Below are 19,472 nucleotides of genomic sequence, written 5' to 3' on the forward strand. Positions count from 1 at the left end.
AGGTTTCTCTCAAATGTTTGATTTTGAACGCGGTCTCGCGACCGCGAAGGGGCTCTTTTTGCCCGCGTTCGCCGCTGCCCTGCTCTCGGGATGCGTCGTCGGTCCGGACTACCAGAAGCCCCTGCTGGCAATGCCGGCGAGCTGGAGCGGGCAGAAGGCGGCGAAGCCGGCCAAGCCGGCACAGCTATCGAAATGGTGGCAGCGCCTGCGCGACCCCGAGCTGAACGCGCTTGTCGACGAAGCGGTTGCCGGCAATCTCGATGTCGCCACTGCCAAGGCCAAGATCCGCGAGGCACGGGCGAGCTACCGCCAGTCGGTAGGCACATTGCTTCCATCCGCCGACGGTTCGGCCTCGGCCACCCGCAACAAGGTTTCGGCCACCACCGCGGGAACGACGGCCAGCGAGACCTACAGCCAGTATCAGGCAGGCTTCGATTCCAGCTGGGAACTCGACCTCTTCGGCGCCAACCGCAGGGGCGTCGAGGCGGCGAGCTACGGACTGGACGCCTCCGAGGAGGAGCTGCGTTCAACCCTTCTCACGCTGGTTGGCGACGTGACCTCCAACTACGTCCAGGCACGCGGCTATCAGGCCCGCATAGCGCTTGCCCGGCGCTCTGCAGCGTCGCAGCGGCAAACCGCCCAGCTCACCCGCACGATGGCTCTGGCCGGCTCGGCGACCGCGGCGGATGTCGCCAAGGCGGATGGACAGGCAAGCGGCACGGAAGCCGGCGTTCCGAGCCTGGAAGCGAGCTATGCCGAGGCTGTGCATCGCCTTTCCGTGCTGACCGGGCGGCCGCCGGCGGCGCTCACCGAGCGCTTGAAGCGCGCAGCACCGATCCCGGCGCCGCGCCTGCCGATCCCGACCGGTATCCCGGCCGACATCCTGCTCACCCGTCCGGACGTGCGCATGGCCGAGCGGCAGTATGCGCAGTCCACCGCCAAGATCGGCCAGGCCGAGGCGGCGCGTTATCCAAGCGTCAGCCTGACCGGCGACATCAGCACCACTTCTCTCAAGCTCGGCGATCTCGGCAAGAACTCTACCATCGGCTGGTCCTTTGGCCCGACGCTCAGCGTGCCATTGTTCAACGCCGGCCAACTGCAGGCGGCCGTGGACGTCGCCAAAGCCCAACGCGACCAGTCTTTCGTCACCTACAAGGCCGCCGTGCTGACGGCTCTGGAAGACGTGGAAAACGCCACGGTTTCGCTGTCGCAGGAGCGCATCAGAAACGGCAAGCTCGCCTCCTCCGCGAAGTCCTATGGCGATGCCGCGCGGCTTGAAGGAACGCTCTACAAGGCTGGCGAGACCAGCCTTCTCGACGTGCTCGATGCCCAGCGCTCGGCCTATTCCGCCGACGACTCTGTCCTGCAAAGCCGCGTCTCGATTGCCACCGATTATATAGCCCTCAACAAGGCGCTCGGCGGCGGCTGGAACGGCGCGATCGACACCGCCAGGCCCGAAATCATCGATGTCCGCACCGGTCCGCGACTGGCATCGAAGACGCAATGACCAGTGTGAGTCGCGCTGTCTATCCGTAACAAATTCCCGTGAGCCATGCCCGCAAGCAATATCACACTATATAACAGCGTCGTTGAGGTAATGAGATGTCAGGCGCCTACGATCTGGGAACCAATCTGGTCCGCCGTATCTATGAGAAGCGCATAGATGCACCGGCCATTCTTGATGCCGGCACGCATTTTCCCAATGCCGCGAAGTTCACCGCCGCCTGGCGGGATATCCGCGACGAGGCGCTGGCGGCGAAGCTGAACAACGCGCCGCGCTTCCACGACATCATGCCGGAGCAGGCCGATGTCTCGGCCAATGACGGTCTCGACTGGCGCATGTTCGTGCTCAAGGCCTATGACATGACGGTCCCGGAAAACCTCGCGCGCATGCCGGTCCTGAGCCGGCTGCTTGCGGAGTGCCCAGAGGTCAAATCGGCGGCTGTCTCATTCCTGGCCCCACACAAGCACATCCCGGCGCACCGCGGACCTTTTCGCGGCATCATGCGGTTCCATCTTGGCCTGGTCATCCCGAAACAGCCGGACGGCCGTCCGGCAACGATCATGATGATCGATCACGAGGAACGGCGCATCGCCGACGGCGAGTGCATGCTATGGGACGACACGTTCGAGCACGAGGTTATGAACAACTCGGATCAGCCCCGCGTGGCTCTCCTCCTCGACGTGTGGCGTCCGCAAATGCCGCTGGACATGGAAATCCTGTCGCGCGTGATCGTGCGCGGCGTGCAGGTTGGGATGCGCTATCGTGGTGTGTCGTTCGGCGGCTGAACCAGTTGCAAAGGCTCAAAGCGCCGCGCTTTAAGCGCGCGCCTCGCGATACGTCCCTGTCCCGCTGCCAGGCTTGCCGGGGAACATCGCGTCTCTCGCCAGCAATCCGCTGACGCGGCAGAAGGCAGCGAACGCGCGGCAGGCTTCCTCTGCGCTGGCGACATCGACGGTCGCGCCGAAGCAGGCGTTGAACGCGGCTTCGTAGACCTTGCCCTGCCGGCGCTTCGGCCAATCCTGCAGGAAATCGAGCGCCTGCTCGACGCTGTAGATTTCCTCGACCGGCAGGCCGGGCGCGGGCGTGATGCGCACCGGCACCTCGAATTGCAGTCTGTCCATTCCCTGTCTCCCGAACTGGCGCAGCCCTGAGCAACGCCGCTCGATGTGAAAAGTTGCTTTTTGCGGCCTTCTGACTCGCAAATGTGACCTCAGTGCGGTGAAGATTAGGTTCGCCGGTGCGGCGGATCGGCGTCAGTCCGGATCGATACCGGCTCATTGCCAATGCCGGATTTCCACCGTATTGCCGGCCATCACAGCTGCCGCGGGCGAAAATATGAGCGAAATCCGGGTCGAGTCTCTGGTCAAGCGCTATGGCGGCACCACCGCGCTGGACGGCGTTTCGCTGGCCTTTCCGCAGGGATCTTTCACGGCGCTGCTCGGCCCTTCCGGCTGCGGCAAGACGACGATGCTGCGGTTGATCGCCGGCTTCGAGGCGCCGAGCGAAGGCTGTGTTTTCCTTGGCGATGCGCTTGTCGCCGACCCGAAGCGGCAGCTGCCGCCGGAGGCGCGCAATGTCGGCGTCGTTTTCCAATCCTACGCGCTGTGGCCGCATATGGATGTCGCCGAAAACGTCGCCTATCCGCTGAAGGCCAGGCATGTCCCCTCCGCCCACATCCCTGCCCGCGTCGCTTCGGTCCTCGATATCGTCGGGCTTGGCGGCTTCGCCAAGCGCCGCATCGACGAGTTGTCGGGCGGTCAGCGGCAGCGCGTGGCGCTGGCCCGCTGCCTGATCGCCGAGTCCGGCATCATCCTGTTCGACGAGCCGCTCGCCAATCTCGACATGCATCTGCGCGCGGCAATGGTCGACGCCTTCCGCGAAATCCACCGCCGCACCGGCGCGACCATCGTCTATGTCACGCATGACCAGGCCGAGGCCCTGGCGCTTGCCGACCGCGTCGCCGTGATGAGCAAAGGCCGACTGCTGCAGGCAGCACCCCCGCGGGAAATCTACCGCTCTCCCGCCGACGCCGCTGTTGCCGGTTTCGTCGGTCGCGGCAGCCTGGTCTCAGGCAACACCGTCGGCCATTCGGACAAGGCCTCGATCATCGATATCGCCGGCCACCGGCTCACGGCGCGCAGCCAGGACAAACCGGCCGGTGCGGTCAAGGTCCTGCTGCGCCCGGAAGCCTTGCGCATCGCGGCCGAGGGATTGCCCGCGACGGTGCTGGACAGCGTCTATCGCGGGCCGGTGCACGAGGTGCGGCTGGCGCTCGCCGAGCCCGGCCAGCACCTGCTCGTCGACAGCGCCGAGGCACTGGCGGTGGGACAGCGCGTGCATGTCGCCGTGTCGGACGCTTGGGTGGTGCCGAGCGCCTGATTAGCGCCAGGGCAACACGCCGGCCGGCAAGCGGCGGCCGAGCCGATCAAGCGCCAGAAGCAGCGCGATCACGACGACGATCGTGGACACAGCGATTGCCGCGGCCTGCGTGCCGAGCCCCGCCTCCTCCAGGCTGAACAGCACGACGCCGAGCGTTTCCTTGCCGCTCGACCACAGCAGCGCCGAGACCGTCAACTCGTTGAAGGCACTCATGAATACCAGCAGCCCGCCCGCCACGGCGGCCGGCGCCGCGAGCGGCGCGGTGATCGTTGCGAGCCGCCGGAACGGACCGGCGCCAGACACCGCCGCCGCCTCTTCGAGATCGCGCGGAATCTGCCCGACGGCGGTCGTCACCGGTTTCATCGCCAGCGTCAGGAAGCGCATCGCATAGGCGACCAGGATGATCGACGCGGTCGCGTAGAGGCTGCCGATCAGCGGCAGCGGCCGCAGGAACAAAAGGATGCAGGCGATCGCCAGCACCACGCCGGGGATTGTGTAAGGCAGGTCGACGATGCCGCCCAGCACACGCCGCCAGCGCTTGTCGAAACGTTCGAGCCGCGCGGCCATGGGAATGGCGCCAAGGGCGAGGATAAGCGCCGCGCCGCCGGCAAAGAGCAGCGAATTGCGGAAGGCCCGCGCCGTCGACGCCTGCCGGACAAGCACTTCCACATAGTTGGCGATCGTTGCCGTCCGCGGACTGAGCGGCACGCCGAAGGACGGCACCAGCGACGTCGCCAGCAACGCGCAGGCCGGCAGAATGAGGATCAGGCCGATGACCAGCCAGCCCGCGCCGGCGAGCGGCATGCGCAAGCCTCCGAGCTCGAATTGCGCCGGCGTGCCGGCAACGATGCGATGCCCGGCGCCGCGCAGCGCCAGCGACTGGAAGACCATGCCGGCCAGCGCCAGGGCGCCGACCAGCACAGACAGCGCCGCGATCTGCGGCAACACGCTCGGGCCAAAACTCGACAGGTCCTGATAGATCAGGGTTGGCAGCGTCAGATAGTTGACGGGCATGCCAAGCAGCGCCGGTATGCCGAAATTGCCGACGCCCGAGACGAAGGCAAGCGCCGCGGCGGCCACCACATAGGGCCGCACGACGGGCAGCACGATGGTCCGCAATACGCCGAGCGGCCGCGCGCCGCAGGAGCGCGCCGCCTCGACCAGATCGCGCGGCACGCGCGACAGCCCCGCCCGCATGGTGATGAACACGATCGGCGCATGCTGAACGCCATAGAGAAGGATGATGCCGCCGCGGCCAAGCATGGGATTGCCGCTGCCGGGCGCAGGCGCCAGCCCAAGCATGCCGAGCAGCGTGCTCGACGGGCCGAAGAGATGCAGCCAGGCGAGCGCGGTGACCTGCGGCGCGATCATCAACGGTAAGAGCAGAAGAAACCCGAGGATCTTTCGTCCCGGCAGATCGGTCATCGTCACTGCGACGGCGAACGGAATGCCGAGGCAAAGCGCCAGCAGCGCGCCGAAAAAAGCCGTGTCCAGCGTGTGCCACATCGCCTTGAGCGCGGCAGGGCTGGCAAGCCGCCCGGCGAAGGCTGCGAAATCGGCCTCGCCGCCTGGCGCGATCGCCGCAAGCACGAGGCGCGCCATCGGCAACACGCAGAGCACGGCGATGACCAGCAGGACGGCCAGCGCCGACAAACGCTGGCCGAATATCGGGCCTGACGCCATGAAGCCGCCGGCCCGCGGCGACGCCACGCCCCGCTTGGCGATGTGATGTTCCGCGGAGGCCAAGGCTTCCCTTTCGGGCCGCTTACCGGCTCATCACCGCGCTGAACTTTTCCTTGTTCTGGGCATCGTTGGCGAGCGCGGCCGCCGCATCATAGCCGAGCACCTTGATCGAGGCGCGGTCCGGATAGCCGGCCGGCAGCGCGACGTCGGCGCGCGCCGGGATGTAGCCCATCTTGGCCGCCATTTCCTGCCCGTCCTTCGACAAGAGGAAATCGACGAACGCCTTGGCTGCGTCCTGGTTCTTGGCGGTGGAGAGGATGGCGACCGGCTCGGTGACGGCGGACACGCCCTCTTTCGGGAAGACGAACTCGACCGGCGCGCCCTTGGCCTTCTCGCGGATCGGCATGTAGTCGACGATCATGCCGAACAGCTTGTCGCCGCCGCTGACCGCCTTCAGCACGTCGCCATTGCCGCCGCTGGCCTGCGCGCCGTTCTTGGCGAGCGCGCCATAATAGTCCCAGCCCTCCGGCAGGTTGCCCGTCAGCGTCACGGTATGGATCATCGCGGCGCCCGAGGTCAGCGGGCTGGGCATCGCGATCAGGCCCTTGGCTTCCGGCTTCTTCAAATCTTCCCAGCTCGTCGGCACGAAAGGCGCCTTGGTGTTGTAGACGATGCCGGTGGTGATCAGCTTGGTCGAGAAATAGGTCTTGTCCTTGTCGTAGAGCGCCACGTCGAGGCCGTCGACCTTGGCCTCTGGATAGGCCAGCAGCCGGCCCTCCTTCTTCAGGCCTTCCATGGTCACGACGTCGGCGATCAGCAGCACGTCGGCCTGCGGCTGGCCGGCCTCGATCTCGGCATGTAGCTTGGCCAGGATCTTCGGCGTGCCGTCGCGCACCCAGTCGACCTTGATGCCCGGGTTCTTCGCCATGAAGGCGTCGACGGTCTGCTGGGCGTCGGTGTTGGGCTGGCTCGTGTAGAGCACCAGCCTGCTGTCGGCGGCGGCTCCCGCTACGGTGGATGCCAGCAATAGGGCGGCGAGAACGATCTGGCGCATGGAAATACCTGTTGTTGATTACGGCTGGGAAGGTCCGGCAGGCGCCGGGGCTGGAAAACCTGAGTAAGGCCGCAGGATAACCATTATGTGACAGGACGACGCAACTCGCATCGCCCTGCCCTTGCCCCTAATCCGTATCATCGGCGCTACTGGTTGGCCGGGTCGGTCTCGGCATCATAGGCCATGCGGGCAACCACCGTCAGCACATAGGCTGACGGCAGCGCGAAGATGGCGCCGAGCACGATCGCCGCCGCTCCTTCCATGCGAAGGGTGGCGGCAACGGCCCAGTAGACGGTGCCGATGCAGATTACCGCCTGGACTGCCAGAAAAGAGGCCGCGGCCGCCGCGCGGGTAAGCGTCTTGAACGTCTTGATGCGTTGCATTGAACGGAATCCGAACTGACGCGCACGCAATCGGCGGACGGCCGGCGGCCGTCGCCGGATCGCGACGCGAAGGAATTGTCTTTGATTTGAACGCCGCGCTCGGCGGCCAAGACTTTACGCGGCGGGCGGCGCGCGTGGCTGGTTGGTGCGCGAAGCTGCTGCGCTTCCCGATACGGGCGCGACGCCCATCTCAGCCGGCAACGCCTGGCCGATAAGCAGGAAATCGGATGCGGGGGCGAGCGCGCCTGGATTGCCGCTGACGAGCTTTATCGGCAGCGGCCGGCCGGCCCGGACTTCAAGCGCCTGCGCCTTGCCGGTCGTTCTGAGCAGCGCGATCGTGTCGCCCTGGCGAGCGGCGCTGACGCTGGAAGTGCCCGGGAGCGAAACGGCCGATGCGGAGATTTCGGCCTGAGCAAAGCCCAGCAGCGCGAGCATCAGCAGCGCCATCAGGCCCGCGCAGGCGGCCCTGACCGGCAACAGCATCGATCTTTCGCGTTCAGGTGCCGTCAAGGCGATCTCCCGATATCAGGACCGCCCCTAACCCATGGAATGGCCGGAGGAAAGCCGCAATGGACGCCGCAACCGCACTTCGTCCTTGAACCTTGCGGCTTCCGGTGCCAAATCTGGAGAAGATTTTCGCGTTCGCCTCCTTTGGAGCCGACGCCGGCAAACGGACAAAAATGGTTACCTATCTCGACGCCTCCACGGCCCCCCTTCGAAATACCGGACAGATTCGCCTCTATGGCGAGGAAGGTTTTGCCGGCATGCGCAAGGCCTGCGACCTCACCGCGCGCTGCCTTGACGAGCTTGTGCCGATGGTGAAGCCCGGCGTGACGACGGAAACGATCGACCGCTTCGTCTTCGAATTCGGCATGGACAATGGCGCGCTGCCGGCGACGCTCAATTATCGCGGCTACACCAAGTCGTCCTGCACCTCGATCAACCATGTCGTCTGCCATGGCATTCCCGACAACAAGCCGCTGAAGGAAGGCGACATCGTCAACATCGACGTCACCTATATCCTCGACGGCTGGCACGGCGATTCCTCGCGCATGTATCCAGTGGGCTCGATCAAGCGCGCAGCCGAGCGCCTGCTCGAGGTGACTTACGAGTGCCTGATGCGCGGCATCGCCGCGATCAAGCCCGGCGCCCGTACAGGCGCCATCGGCGCCGCGATCCAGACCTATGCCGAGGCCGAGCGCTGCTCGGTGGTGCGCGACTTCTGCGGCCATGGCGTCGGCCAGCTTTTCCACGACGCGCCGAACATCCTGCATTACGGCACCGTCAATGAAGGCGTCGAGATGCGGCCGGGCATGATCTTCACGGTCGAGCCGATGATCAATCTCGGCCGCCCGCATGTGAAGGTGCTGTCGGACGGCTGGACGGCGGTCACGCGCGACCGCTCGCTGTCGGCGCAGTATGAGCACACGATCGGCGTCACCGACACCGGCTGCGAGATCTTCACGCTGTCGCCGAAAAAGCTCGACCGCCCCGGCCTGCCGGGGTAGAGCGGTTCATCGTTTCATGGAAACGATGGTCGCTCTATCCTCTTGTTTCACGCAATTCCGAACGGAAAACCGCTTCACACTTTTCCGGGAATTGCTTTAGGTTTCAGCCGAAGCCTGAGGGGGAGCGGGTGAGCATGGGGAAAGTCGAGGACGAGCGGGCGTTCTTTTCCGAAGGCTGGATCGAGCCGCCCAAGATGGTGCCGAAAACGGCCGCGGCAGCAGAAAAGCCCCATTATCACGGCCATCGCGACCGTCTGCGCGAACGCTTCGTGGCCGGCGGACCGGACGCCCTGCCCGACTATGAACTGCTCGAGCTGCTGCTCTTCCGGCTGATCCCGCGGGTCGACACCAAGCCCATCGCCAAGGCGCTGATCGCCCGCTTCGGCTCGCTGGCCGAAGTGCTCGGCGCGCCGGCATCCTTGCTCGAGGAAGTCAAAGGCATCGGGCCGGCCGTCGCGACCGATCTAAAGGTCATCGCCGCCGCCGCCCAGCGCATGGCGCGCGGCGAGGTGCGCGGCCGCGAGATCCTGTCCAACTGGACGCAATTGCTCGACTATTGCCGTTCGGCCATGGCCTTCGAGGCCCGCGAACAGTTCCGCGTCCTGTTCCTCGACAAGAAGAACGGGCTGATCGCCGACGAGGTGCAGCAAACAGGCACCGTCGACCACACGCCGGTCTATCCGCGCGAGGTGGTGAAGCGTGCGCTCGAGCTCTCAGCCAGCGCCGTCATCCTGGTCCACAACCACCCTTCGGGAGATCCCACACCTTCCCGCGCGGACATCGAGATGACCAAGCAGATCATCGATACGGCCAAGCCGCTCGGCATCGCGGTCCACGACCACATCATCATCGGCCGCAAGGGCAACGCCTCGATGAAGGGCCTGCTGCTGATCTGAAGGCCCCGCCCGAAGCTCCGGGCGCAATAGCAACGTTTTGCCAATCGGATAGTCGGCTCTGGAATTTCAACCGGAAATCGAGCATGATGCGCTTTGGCATTTCCGGATGCTTCGCGCTCCCGAATGCCGGGAGGAACGGGACATGGCCGTTGTGCTTGTACTCGTTTTAATCGTTGTGGGCTCAGTGTTGTTCCACTTCCTGAGCCCATGGTGGTGGACGCCCATTGCCTCGAACTGGGACTATATCGACCACACCATCATCATCAGCTTCTGGATCACCGGCATCGTCTTTGCCGCGGTCGTCCTGTTCATGGCTTATTGCGTCTTCCGCTTCCGGCATCGCGAAGGCAATCGCGCGGCATACGAACCGGAGAACAAGCGGCTCGAATGGTGGCTCATGGTCGTCACCGCGGCAGGCGTCACTGCCCTGCTGGTCCCCGGCCTGTTCGTCTGGAGCCGCTTCGTCACCGTTCCAAGCGATGCGACCGAGATTGAGGTCGTCGCCCAGCAGTGGCAGTGGAGCTTCCGCTTGCCCGGCAAGGACGGCAAGCTCGGGACTTCGGACACCCGCGACGTCACCGCTGACAATCCGTTGGGCGTGGCCCCCAAAGACCCGAACGGCCAGGATGATGTCTTGGTCGAAGCCGCCGATCTGCATCTGCCGGTCGGCAAGCCGGTCAAGGTGCTGCTGCGTTCGATCGATGTCTTGCACGATTTCTACATCCCGGAATTCCGCGCCAAGATGGACATGATCCCGGGCTCGGTGACCTATTTCTGGTTCACCCCAATCAGGACCGGTACTTTCCAGGTCTTGTGCGCCGAACTGTGCGGCCAGGGACATCCGCTGATGCATGGCGTGGTCATGGTCGACACCGAGCAGGACTATCTGGCCTGGCTCGGCCAGCAGCAGACTTTTGCGCAATTGTCGGCGCCCCAGCAATCGGGCTCGGCGAACTCGCTGCCAGGAGAGGCAATAGCGTCCAATCTGGGCGTAGCGGCAAACTCGAAACTCTCGAGGTCCGCACAATAGGGCACGGAGGTGCTCCGATGGTCGACGTCACACCCGCAGATGCCGTTCCTCCCGCCGAAGTCGGGGAGATGGAACTCTACCATCCGCACAGCTGGTGGACGAAATACGTCTTCTCGCAGGACGCGAAGGTCATCGCGGTCCAGTACTCGGCAACGGCAACCGCGATCGGACTTGTGGCGCTGGTTCTGTCCTGGCTGATGCGCCTGCAGCTAGGCTTTCCCGGCACGTTCGATTTCATCACCCCGGAGGCCTATTACCAGTTCATCACCATGCACGGCATGATCATGGTGATCTACCTGCTCACCGCGCTCTTCCTCGGCGGCTTCGGCAACTACCTGATCCCGCTGATGGTCGGCGCCCGCGACATGGTGTTTCCCTATGTCAACATGCTGAGCTACTGGATCTATCTGCTCGCCGTGCTCGTGCTGGTGTCGAGCTTCTTCGCGCCGGGCGGACCGACCGGCGCCGGCTGGACCCTCTACCCGCCGCAGGCCATCATGACCGGCACGCCCGGCGGCCAGGACTGGGGCATCATCCTGATGCTCTCCTCGCTCATCCTGTTCATCATCGGTTTCACCATGGGCGGCCTGAACTATGTGGTGACGGTGCTGCAGGGGCGCACGCGCGGCATGACGTTGATGCGTCTGCCGCTCACCGTCTGGGGCATCTTCACCGCCACCGTCATGGCGTTGCTCGCCTTCCCGGCGCTGTTTGTCGCTTGCGTTATGATGCTGCTCGACCGCGTGCTCGGCACCTCATTCTTCATGCCGGCGATTGTCGAGATGGGCGAGCAGCTGCAGCACAATGGCGGCAGCCCGATCCTATTCCAGCACCTGTTCTGGTTCTTCGGCCACCCGGAGGTCTACATCGTGGCCCTGCCGGCCTTCGGTATCGTCTCCGACCTGATCAGCACGCATGCGCGCAAGAACATCTTCGGCTACCGAATGATGGTCTGGGCGATCATCGCCATCGGCGCCCTGAGCTTCGTTGTCTGGGCGCATCACATGTATGTCAGCGGCATGCATCCCTATTTCGGCTTCTTCTTCGCCACCACCACCTTGATCATCGCCATCCCGACGGCGATCAAGGTGTATAACTGGGTCCTGACGCTGTGGCGCGGCGACATCCACCTCACCGTCCCGATGCTGTTCGCGCTCGCCTTCATCGTCACCTTCGTCAATGGCGGCCTAACCGGGCTGTTCCTCGGCAATGTCGTTGTCGACGTGCCGCTTTCGGACACCATGTTCGTCGTCGCCCATTTCCACATGGTCATGGGCGTCGCGCCGATCCTGGTGATCTTCGGCGCGATCTATCACTGGTATCCGAAGGTCACCGGACGGATGCTGAACGAAGCGCTCGGCAAGTTCCACTTTTGGGTAACCTTCCTGGGCGCCTACCTGATCTTCTTCCCGATGCACTATCTCGGCCTGATGGGCATTCCGCGGCGCTACGCCGAACTGACCGACATGACCATCATGACGGAGTCGGCCCGTCATCTGAACTCGTTCATCTCCATCATGGCCTTCGTCGTCGGCTTCGCGCAGCTGGTTTTCCTGTTCAACCTGATCTGGAGCATCCGCCATGGCCGCGAGGCCGGCGGCAACCCGTGGCGTGCGACCACGCTCGAATGGCAGACACCGCAGACGCCGCCGGCGCACGGCAATTTCGGCAAGGAGCTGCCGATCGTCTATCGATGGGCCTATGACTACAGCGTGCCGGGCGCCAAGGAGGACTTCATCCCGCAGAACGTGCCGGGCGACTTCGCCCCCTCAAGGGAGCCGGCATGAGCGTCATCCTCGTCTTTCTACTGGTGGTCGCCGGCTTTGCCGGCTGGTGGCTCTCGCACCAGCGGTTGACGGCTAAGCCGTGGCTGGAGCAAGGCCTGGCCGAGGAATTCGTCGGTCTCGGCCGGTCGGCCCTGCCCACCGCCAAGATCGGCCTCGGTGTCTTCCTGGCGGTCGTCGGCTGCCTGTTTTCGCTGTTTGTCAGCGCCTATTTCATGCGCATGGGCCTGTCCGACTGGCGGCCGCTGCCGCTGCCGCGCCTGCTCTGGCTGAACACCGGCGTGCTGGTGCTGAGCAGCGTCGCGCTGCAATGTGCCGTGGTCGCCGCACGCAGGGGCCAGATGGACATGGTCAGGCTCGGCCTTGCAACGGCGGGACTGACCGCCCTCGCCTTCCTCGCCGGCCAGTTGGTGGCCTGGCGGCAGCTGACCGAGGACGGCTACCTGTTGGCCTCCAACCCGGCCAACAGCTTCTTCTATTTGATCACGGCAATGCATGGCCTGCATATACTGGGCGGGCTGGTCGGCCTTGGCAGGACGAGCGCCGGCGCCTGGAACGGAGCGCGGCCGGAGCGGCTGCGCCTCAGCGTCGAGCTCTGCGCCATGTATTGGCATTTCCTGCTTTTCGTCTGGCTCTGCATCTTCGCCGTTCTGGCCGGCTGGGCGGCAACGTTCGTGAGCATTTGCCAGCGGCTGCTCACCTAGGAGACTGGCGATGGCCGAAACGACACTGACGCATACCAGCCCGTTGGATCGCCCCCAAGGCTTGCGCGGGATCGCCGCCGACTGGGCCTCGGATCAGCGCGCGTTCAAAAACGTGTCCTGGGGCAAGGCCATGATGTGGATCTTCCTGCTCAGCGACACGTTCATCTTCGGCTGCTTCCTGCTCTCCTATATGACCGCCCGCATGTCGACACGCGTGCCCTGGCCGAATCCGAGCGAGGTCTTTGCCTTGCGCATAGGCGGCCAGGAGATCCCGCTGATCCTTATCGCCATCATGACCTTCGTGCTGATCTCGAGCAGCGGCACCATGGCCATGGCGGTCAATTTCGGCTACCGCCGCGACCGCCGCAAGACCGCGATCCTGATGCTGTTGACCGCTGCGCTTGGCGCAACATTCGTCGGCATGCAGGCCTTCGAATGGACCAAGCTGATCACCGAAGGGGTACGGCCCTGGGGCAATCCCTGGGGAGCCGCGCAGTTCGGCTCATGCTTCTTCATGATCACCGGTTTCCACGGCACGCACGTGACGATCGGCGTGATCTTCCTCATCATCGTGGCGCGAAAAGTCTGGCGTGGCGACTTCGACACCGGCCGTCCCGGCTTCTTCACCAGCCGCCGGGGCCGCTACGAGAATGTCGAGATCATGGGCCTCTACTGGCATTTCGTCGACCTGGTCTGGGTGTTCATCTTCGCCTTCTTCTATCTTTGGTGAAAGGCAGGCTTTGTTGAGAGGACGATATGGCTGAAGCAACCGCAAACGGTCTCGGACAACACGCGCTGCACGCCGCCCATGCGCAGGATGCGGCTGCTACGGCCGCTCACGCCGAGGTCCATCAGGAGCACCCGATCAAGCTCTACTTGGTGGTCTGGGCATGGCTGTTCATTCTCAGCACCTGCTCCTATCTGGTCGACTATTTCGGCATCCACGGCTATCCCAGATGGTCGCTGATCCTGATCTTCATGATGCTCAAGGCGGGACTGATCGTCGCCGTCTTCATGCACATGGCCTGGGAGCGGCTGGCAATGATGTATGCGATCATCCTGCCGCCGATACTGGTGCTGGTCTTCGTGACGATGATGGTCTTTGAGGCCGATTATACGCTGCTGACCCGTATCGCGTTTTTCGGGCCCGGTCCCTGACGGGTGCCGCCAAAAACAGCAGGACACCGGTCCATTTGGTTTGGCGCATGCACCGTGAACTCAAGCAAAGGACGCGGACAATGACGATGGCAAACAGGCTGAAGGATTTTATCGACGGCAAGGGAATCCCGTACGACACCGTCGCACACCATCGAACCGCCACCAGCAGGCAAGCCGCTATTGCCGCGCACGTGCCCGGCAGCATCATGGCAAAGTCCGTGGTCGTTCACCACGAGCTCGGCTATGCGCTGGCTGTGGTGCCAAGCACCCATAGGATCGAGCTCGGCAAGCTACAGGACGTCATGGACAGACGCCTCGGGCTCGCTTCCGAGGATGAGGTGGTATCGCTCTTCGACGATTGCGACATCGGCGCCATACCGCCGATCGGCGCGGCCTATGACGTGCCGGTCATTCTGGACGAAAGCCTGGGCGATGTCGCCGATATCTATTTCGAGGGCGGCGACCACAAGACGCTTGTGCATGTCAGCGGCAACGATTTCCGCAACCTGACCACGGGCGCGCGTCAGGCGCGGTTCAGCCACCGGGCTTACTGAACGGCACCGGTGGTGTTGCCGGCACGCAATACAGGGACTTGCTCAGTTCGCCGGTCTGGGGCCAGCCGGCGGCTCCACCACCTTGCGGTACACGTGCCAGGTGGCATGGCCAAGGATCGGCAGCACGACCGCCAGCCCCACGAACACGGGCAGCGAGCCGATGATCAGCCCGATGGCGACGATAAGTCCCCAGACGGCCATCACAATCGGGTTAGCCAGGACCACCCGCACCGAAGTGTGGATGGCTTCATAGGCACCGACGTCGCGATCGAGCAGCAGCGGGAAAGCGACCACTGTGGTGCACAACACGACCACGGCGAATACGAACCCGATCGCGTGACCCAGCAAGATCAGCGTCCAGCCGCGCCCGGTGGCGAATATCTGGGCGATGAAACCGGACAGTGACGCCGGCGGCTCGGGGCCGAACAGGTACTCGTAGAAAAACTTGGCAGTTAAAAGCCAGGTGATGAAGATCGCAAACAGCATGATGCCGACCGCGGCAATGGCCGGCAGCGCCGGAGAATTCCTGACCTCGAAAGCATGTTTCCAGGAAGCATCTAGCCCGGCTTCGCGCCGGCGGCTGATCTCATAGAGGCCGATCGCCGCGAGCGGCCCGATCAGCGCAAAACCTGACACCAGTGGAAACAGCAGCGGCAGCGTGTTTGCTCCCGATGTCCAGGTGGCAAGCACCACACCGACAAGTGGATAGATCATGCACAGAAACACGATGTGCGAGGGTTTGATCATGAAGTCGTCGACACCGCGCCTGAGCGCATCGAAAAGATCGGAAACGCCGATCTTTCTCACCTTGGTACGCTCCAGCGTTTCGCTGGCGCCTGCAATCACGTGAAAGCTTGCCATGGCCGTTCCTCCAGATCGGGTCCGGCAAGGTCGCGGATTTCACTGTGCTACCGCTCTGCGTGACTGGTTCACGCAAACCGCAACCTGCACTACCGCCAACATACTCCTTTGCGCCCGATTTGTCGCCTCTCTGTCGGCGCCGGCCAATGGTCGGCCGCAGCAGCATGCTGGCTCCACAGGTTCTTTTTCGGTATTCTCAAGCGGCGAAGGTGAACGTCATGGATACGCGGACGCTTCTCATACTCGGTCTTGGCATAGTCATTCTGCTGCTGTTGGGGTTCTTTGCGCTGCCGGCGTGACGGCACGGAGCGCGCGGCATCTCAACAGCGCAATTGCCGGTCCTCTTTCCTTCGGCGGGCGACCACCCAGATAGGGCCCGCAACGGCGCCTACTTGGAAAACTGTTTCAGGTAAGCGATGACGTTGGCTATGTCCTTATCGTCCTTGAGGCCGGGAAATGTCATCTTCGTCCCTTTGACCATTGCCTGGGGGGCGTGAAGGTAGGTCGTCAGGGTCGGTTCGTCCCATTTGATGCCGGATTTTCCGGCCGCGATCATGGCCGCGGAATAGGTGAAATCGGGATGCGTGCCCGCGACACGCCCGATGACACCATGCAGGGACGTGCCGATCCTGTTCTGGTCCTGGTCGGCAATGTGGCAGACCTTGCACTTGGTGAAGACCTTTTCGCCCGCTGCGGCATCCTGCGCCTGCGATGGACTTGCGAAGAAGGTCGTTGCGGACAAGACAATGAAAAGCGCGATTGCACGCATCGCATTTCCTCCCTGATGGTCACTTACGTCGGACGAAGCCGCTCCACACCGGCCTCGCTTTTGTGCCCTGCATGGTACAGCGGATTGTTCGCGTCTCTTCAGTGGAACTGCGGCATCTACATACCACAGAATGATCCCAATACATAGAAAACCCAGCCTTTGCGGAGGTTTAGGCCGTGAGCGACGGGCGGGTGGCCTTCGGCCATTTCGACCGGATACGACACAGGACAGCAGCCGCCTCAAACCACTGGGAACCAGCATCTGCTGCGAATCGACGGCCCGCAGCGCCTTCATGAGTGACTACAAGGTGGCTTTCGTCAGAGATGCCAATGGCGGGCTGGACGAGGCCTCGCACAACGCGACGCTCGCCATCGTCGGCAAGGTGTTCGGGCGGGTGATGACGGCCGCAGAACTGGAAAGCCTGTTCTAAGCAGTGGATCAGGGCGGATCGGTTTTGCAGCTTGCCGCGATCTGTCCGATCGCTTCGGAGAGGCCCGCGAGTTCGAAATCGGCCTCGCCGCGTCCCGACAGGAGGCCGAAGCGCCACGACAGCGTCAGCCGGTTCGCTGAAGCCAGACGCCTGATGCCGTCGTCCCCGTCCCTGACCAGCATTCTGCCGCGCGGGCCGACCGACCAGCTTTCATCGGTTTTGCCGCCGCCGTCGACCACGACGGAGATGGTGATCTTGCGGCTGGCGGAGACGGCATCGTTGAGCTGGAGCCACTCGCTCCAGCGTGGTTCGCCATCGGGCCGGCAAGCCAGGGTCAGCACAGGACTGTAACCCAAGGCCCCGCCGCCGGTGATCAGCTTGTTGCTGGCATGCAGCGATGCCGTGATCCGGCCGTCGTCGCCGGCGCCAACGCTCCAGTTGCCGAGATCCGGCTCGGCCCGGGCGGCACCGGCGGCCGCGGCAAACAAGAGCGCCGCGGCGACGACCACGTCCCTCATCATGAACCCCAGCCTCACCAATGCCTCCAAACACCCGCGCATGCGATGAAGCGCAGATAATATTCAACGCTCCGTATCGCCAGCGGTGGGCCATCAAGACAAGTTGTCAGTGTTGCCGCGCCGCCACAATGAAGTACCTCAACACGAAAAAGGCCGCCCGGAGGCGGCCTTTTGAAATCGATGGATTGGAAGCTGTTACTCGGCTTCCTTGGCGGTTTTCTTTTTCGGCGCGGCCTTCTTCTTCGGCTCTTCCGCCTCGTCGGTGGCTTCGTCCGCCTTTGCCTCGGCCTTCTTCGACGAGGCCTTCTTGGCCGGCTTCGCCTTGGTCGCGGTCTCGGCCTCGTCGTCGTCGGCCATCAGCTCGTCCTTGCCGACCTTGACGTCGTCGACCGAGATCTGGCCGAGCAGATAGTCGACCACCTTCTCCTCGAACATCGGCGCGCGCAGCGCGTTGATGGCTTCCGGGTTGCTGCGATAATACTCGAAGGCTTCCTGCTGCTGGTTGGCCGGGAAGCGGCGCACCTGCTCGAACAGGCCGCGCTGCAGTTCCTCGTCCGACACGGTGACGCCGGCCTTTTCGCCGATCTCGGCAAGCACGAGGCCAAGGCGCACGCGGCGTTCGGCAAGGCGCATATATTCGGCGCGCGCCTCTTCTTCCGTCGTCTCTTCGTCGGCGAAAGTGCGGCCTGCGGCTTCGAGGTCGCGGTTGACCTGGGCCCAGATGTTGTTGAACTCGGCCTCGACGAGCTTGGAGGGCGCTTCGAACGAGTAGGACGCGTCGAGCTGGTCGAGCAGCTGGCGCTTCACCTTCTGGCGGGTCATCGAGCCGAACTGGTTCTCGATCTGGCCGCGCACGATCTCGCGCAGGCGCTCGAGCGATTCCAGCCCGAGATTCTTGGCCGTCTCGTCATTGACCTCGAGCGCGCCGGGCGCCGACACTTCCTTGACTGTGACGTCGAAGGTGGCTTCCTTGCCGGCCAGATGCGCCGCCTGGTAGTTTTCCGGGAACGTGACGGTGACCTGTTTCTCGTCGCCGGCCTTCGCGCCGATCAGCTGGTCCTCGAAGCCCGGGATGAACTCCTTGGAGCCGAGCACCAGCGGCTGGTCGGTGCCGGCGCCGCCGGCGAAAGCCTCGCCGCCGATCTTGCCGACATAATCGATGCTGACCCGGTCGCCCTCGGCGGCCTTGCCGGTCTTCGGTTCGTAGCTGCGCGCCGATTCCGCGACGCGCTTGACCTGATCCTCGACTTCCGTGTCCGGCACGTCATAGACCTGACGCGTCACCTTGATGTCGGAGAAATCCTTGATCTCGATCGGCGGGATGACTTCGTAGTTGAGGCTGAATTCGAAATCGGCGCCACCGGCCAGGATCTTCTCGGCCTCTTTCTCGTCCTCGGTCATGATCACTTCGGGCTGCATGGCGGCCTTTTCGCCGCGCCCCGAAATGATCGAACGGGTCGAGTCGTTGAGGATCTCGTTGACGACCTCGGCCATGAACGACTTGCCGTACATCTTGCGCAGGTGCTGCACCGGTACCTTGCCCGGGCGGAAGCCGTTGATGCGCACCTTGTCGCGGGCGTCGGTCAGCCGCGCCATCAGCTTGGCTTCCATGTCACCGGCCGGCACGGTGATCTTGATCTCGCGCTTGAGACCGGAGTTGAGCGTTTCGGTGACCTGCATCCTAGAACCTTTGTTTTCAACAATGAGACTGCCAAACGGTTCTTAGCCGTTTACAGCCTGCCGGTATGATCTTGCCGGAAATGGCTTTTGGGACGGAACCTGGCGATTTGACCGCTAATGCGGTTCAAATCCTCCTGAACTGCGCCTTGCCAAATGCGAATAAGTTCTTGTTTTTCCTATAACTTTTCGCACCTTGCAGAGGCGGAAATTCACATTCCGTCACATTCGACACGCCTTTTGTCACAGGCTAGGCTAATTTTCAACCATCTTCGCTTCAATGCATGCCGCCCAAAGTTGCGCAGCGGTTTTGGGCGAACGGCATGCATCAAAGGACTTAAGCGCGTCACCTGAATCCATTTCGACGCGACGCGCTTTTAACTGGATAGGCATGACTTGGGCGCCGACATTGACAGAATGATGGCTACATGGGATTGCCGGGGAAAGCGGATGTGGCGGAATTGGTAGACGCCCTGGATTTAGGTTCCAGTGCCGAAAGGCGTGGGGGTTCGAGTCCCTTCATCCGCACCATCCTTCGCTCTTCGAGCTTCGGATGGCAGGCCACCACCTGAGGCTCGAA

General features: G+C 63.5%; 21 protein-coding genes and 1 tRNA gene. 13 read left to right on the forward strand and 9 right to left on the reverse strand.

Going from position 1 to position 19,472, the window contains the following annotated elements; all coding sequences use genetic code 11:
* The first annotated feature begins 13 nt into the window (after positions 1-13).
* Complete coding sequence (locus FJ956_RS16135) at positions 14-1,507, forward strand: efflux transporter outer membrane subunit (RefSeq protein WP_140680382.1); 1,494 nt, start codon at positions 14-16, stop codon at positions 1,505-1,507.
* 95 nt (positions 1,508-1,602) lie between these two features.
* On the forward strand, positions 1,603-2,289 hold the full coding sequence (locus FJ956_RS16140) for an aspartyl/asparaginyl beta-hydroxylase domain-containing protein (protein ID WP_140680375.1): 687 nt from the start codon (positions 1,603-1,605) through the stop codon (positions 2,287-2,289).
* A gap of 30 nt (positions 2,290-2,319) precedes the next feature.
* Here the strand turns inward: FJ956_RS16140 and FJ956_RS16145 are convergent, their stop codons facing one another.
* Entirely contained in the window at positions 2,320-2,625 is a 306-nt protein-coding gene (locus FJ956_RS16145) for a DUF982 domain-containing protein (RefSeq protein ID WP_140680367.1), read from the reverse strand.
* Between the two features lie 214 nt (positions 2,626-2,839).
* On the opposite strand from FJ956_RS16145, the gene FJ956_RS16150 reads away from it, so the two are divergent.
* Positions 2,840-3,883 carry an ABC transporter ATP-binding protein gene (locus tag FJ956_RS16150; protein WP_140680359.1) on the forward strand — a complete coding sequence of 348 codons (1,044 nt, stop codon included), beginning with the start codon at positions 2,840-2,842 and terminating at the stop codon, positions 3,881-3,883.
* On the opposite strand, the gene FJ956_RS16155 is transcribed toward FJ956_RS16150, so the two are convergent.
* The 4 genes from FJ956_RS16155 to FJ956_RS16170 form a co-directional block, all read right to left on the reverse strand.
* Positions 3,884-5,566 (reverse strand): iron ABC transporter permease, encoded by a 1,683-nt coding sequence (locus FJ956_RS16155; RefSeq protein ID WP_140680422.1) that lies wholly within the window; start codon positions 5,564-5,566, stop codon positions 3,884-3,886.
* An 82-nt stretch (positions 5,567-5,648) separates the two neighbouring features.
* Positions 5,649-6,620 carry an ABC transporter substrate-binding protein gene (locus FJ956_RS16160; RefSeq protein WP_140680353.1) on the reverse strand — a complete coding sequence of 324 codons (972 nt, stop codon included), beginning with the start codon at positions 6,618-6,620 and terminating at the stop codon, positions 5,649-5,651.
* Positions 6,621-6,766: 146 nt separating this feature from the next.
* A complete protein-coding gene (locus tag FJ956_RS16165; RefSeq protein WP_140680345.1) occupies positions 6,767-7,003 on the reverse strand; it encodes a hypothetical protein in 237 nt (78 codons plus the stop codon).
* A gap of 114 nt (positions 7,004-7,117) precedes the next feature.
* Positions 7,118-7,513 (reverse strand): hypothetical protein, encoded by a 396-nt coding sequence (locus FJ956_RS16170; RefSeq protein WP_140680338.1) that lies wholly within the window; start codon positions 7,511-7,513, stop codon positions 7,118-7,120.
* Between the two features lie 170 nt (positions 7,514-7,683).
* Between FJ956_RS16170 and map the strand changes: the two genes are divergently transcribed.
* From map to FJ956_RS16210, 8 genes are all read left to right on the forward strand, one after another.
* Positions 7,684-8,511 (forward strand): type I methionyl aminopeptidase, encoded by an 828-nt coding sequence (map, locus tag FJ956_RS16175; protein WP_140680331.1) that lies wholly within the window; start codon positions 7,684-7,686, stop codon positions 8,509-8,511.
* Positions 8,512-8,645: 134 nt separating this feature from the next.
* Positions 8,646-9,407: a DNA repair protein RadC gene (radC, locus tag FJ956_RS16180; RefSeq protein ID WP_140680324.1), complete on the forward strand. Its 762-nt coding sequence runs from the start codon at positions 8,646-8,648 to the stop codon at positions 9,405-9,407.
* Positions 9,408-9,549: 142 nt separating this feature from the next.
* Positions 9,550-10,437 (forward strand): cytochrome c oxidase subunit II, encoded by an 888-nt coding sequence (locus tag FJ956_RS16185; RefSeq protein ID WP_140680318.1) that lies wholly within the window; start codon positions 9,550-9,552, stop codon positions 10,435-10,437.
* A 17-nt stretch (positions 10,438-10,454) separates the two neighbouring features.
* Complete coding sequence (ctaD, locus tag FJ956_RS16190; RefSeq protein ID WP_140680311.1) at positions 10,455-12,224, forward strand: cytochrome c oxidase subunit I; 1,770 nt, start codon at positions 10,455-10,457, stop codon at positions 12,222-12,224.
* On the forward strand, positions 12,221-12,925 hold the full coding sequence (locus tag FJ956_RS16195) for a cytochrome c oxidase subunit 3 (protein WP_140680304.1): 705 nt from the start codon (positions 12,221-12,223) through the stop codon (positions 12,923-12,925). The genes ctaD and FJ956_RS16195 overlap by 4 nt, the downstream gene beginning before the upstream one ends.
* Positions 12,926-12,935: 10 nt before the next feature.
* Entirely contained in the window at positions 12,936-13,655 is a 720-nt protein-coding gene (locus tag FJ956_RS16200) for a heme-copper oxidase subunit III family protein (RefSeq protein WP_140680297.1), read from the forward strand.
* A gap of 26 nt (positions 13,656-13,681) precedes the next feature.
* Complete coding sequence (locus FJ956_RS16205) at positions 13,682-14,083, forward strand: cytochrome C oxidase subunit IV family protein (RefSeq protein WP_140680290.1); 402 nt, start codon at positions 13,682-13,684, stop codon at positions 14,081-14,083.
* Between the two features lie 80 nt (positions 14,084-14,163).
* Positions 14,164-14,637, forward strand: a complete 474-nt coding sequence (locus FJ956_RS16210) for an aminoacyl-tRNA deacylase (RefSeq protein ID WP_140680283.1) — start codon at positions 14,164-14,166, stop codon at positions 14,635-14,637.
* 42 nt (positions 14,638-14,679) lie between these two features.
* On the opposite strand, the gene FJ956_RS16215 is transcribed toward FJ956_RS16210, so the two are convergent.
* Positions 14,680-15,498 carry a DUF2189 domain-containing protein gene (locus tag FJ956_RS16215; protein ID WP_140680276.1) on the reverse strand — a complete coding sequence of 273 codons (819 nt, stop codon included), beginning with the start codon at positions 15,496-15,498 and terminating at the stop codon, positions 14,680-14,682.
* Between the two features lie 388 nt (positions 15,499-15,886).
* A complete protein-coding gene (locus FJ956_RS16220) occupies positions 15,887-16,267 on the reverse strand; it encodes a cytochrome c family protein (RefSeq protein ID WP_140680269.1) in 381 nt (126 codons plus the stop codon).
* A gap of 130 nt (positions 16,268-16,397) precedes the next feature.
* Between FJ956_RS16220 and FJ956_RS31015 the strand changes: the two genes are divergently transcribed.
* On the forward strand, positions 16,398-16,697 hold the full coding sequence (locus FJ956_RS31015) for an isochorismatase family protein (RefSeq protein ID WP_140680262.1): 300 nt from the start codon (positions 16,398-16,400) through the stop codon (positions 16,695-16,697).
* Positions 16,698-16,705: 8 nt separating this feature from the next.
* Here the strand turns inward: FJ956_RS31015 and FJ956_RS16230 are convergent, their stop codons facing one another.
* Entirely contained in the window at positions 16,706-17,233 is a 528-nt protein-coding gene (locus FJ956_RS16230) for a hypothetical protein (RefSeq protein WP_246681611.1), read from the reverse strand.
* Between the two features lie 177 nt (positions 17,234-17,410).
* Positions 17,411-18,895 (reverse strand): trigger factor, encoded by a 1,485-nt coding sequence (tig, locus tag FJ956_RS16235; RefSeq protein ID WP_140680248.1) that lies wholly within the window; start codon positions 18,893-18,895, stop codon positions 17,411-17,413.
* Between the two features lie 443 nt (positions 18,896-19,338).
* Here tig and FJ956_RS16240 point away from each other — a divergent pair.
* Positions 19,339-19,423: transfer RNA gene (locus FJ956_RS16240), tRNA-Leu, on the forward strand.
* Positions 19,424-19,472: the final 49 nt, after the last annotated feature.

The sequence above is a fragment of the Mesorhizobium sp. B2-4-3 genome, from assembly GCF_006442815.1.
Lineage (GTDB): Bacteria > Pseudomonadota > Alphaproteobacteria > Rhizobiales > Rhizobiaceae > Mesorhizobium.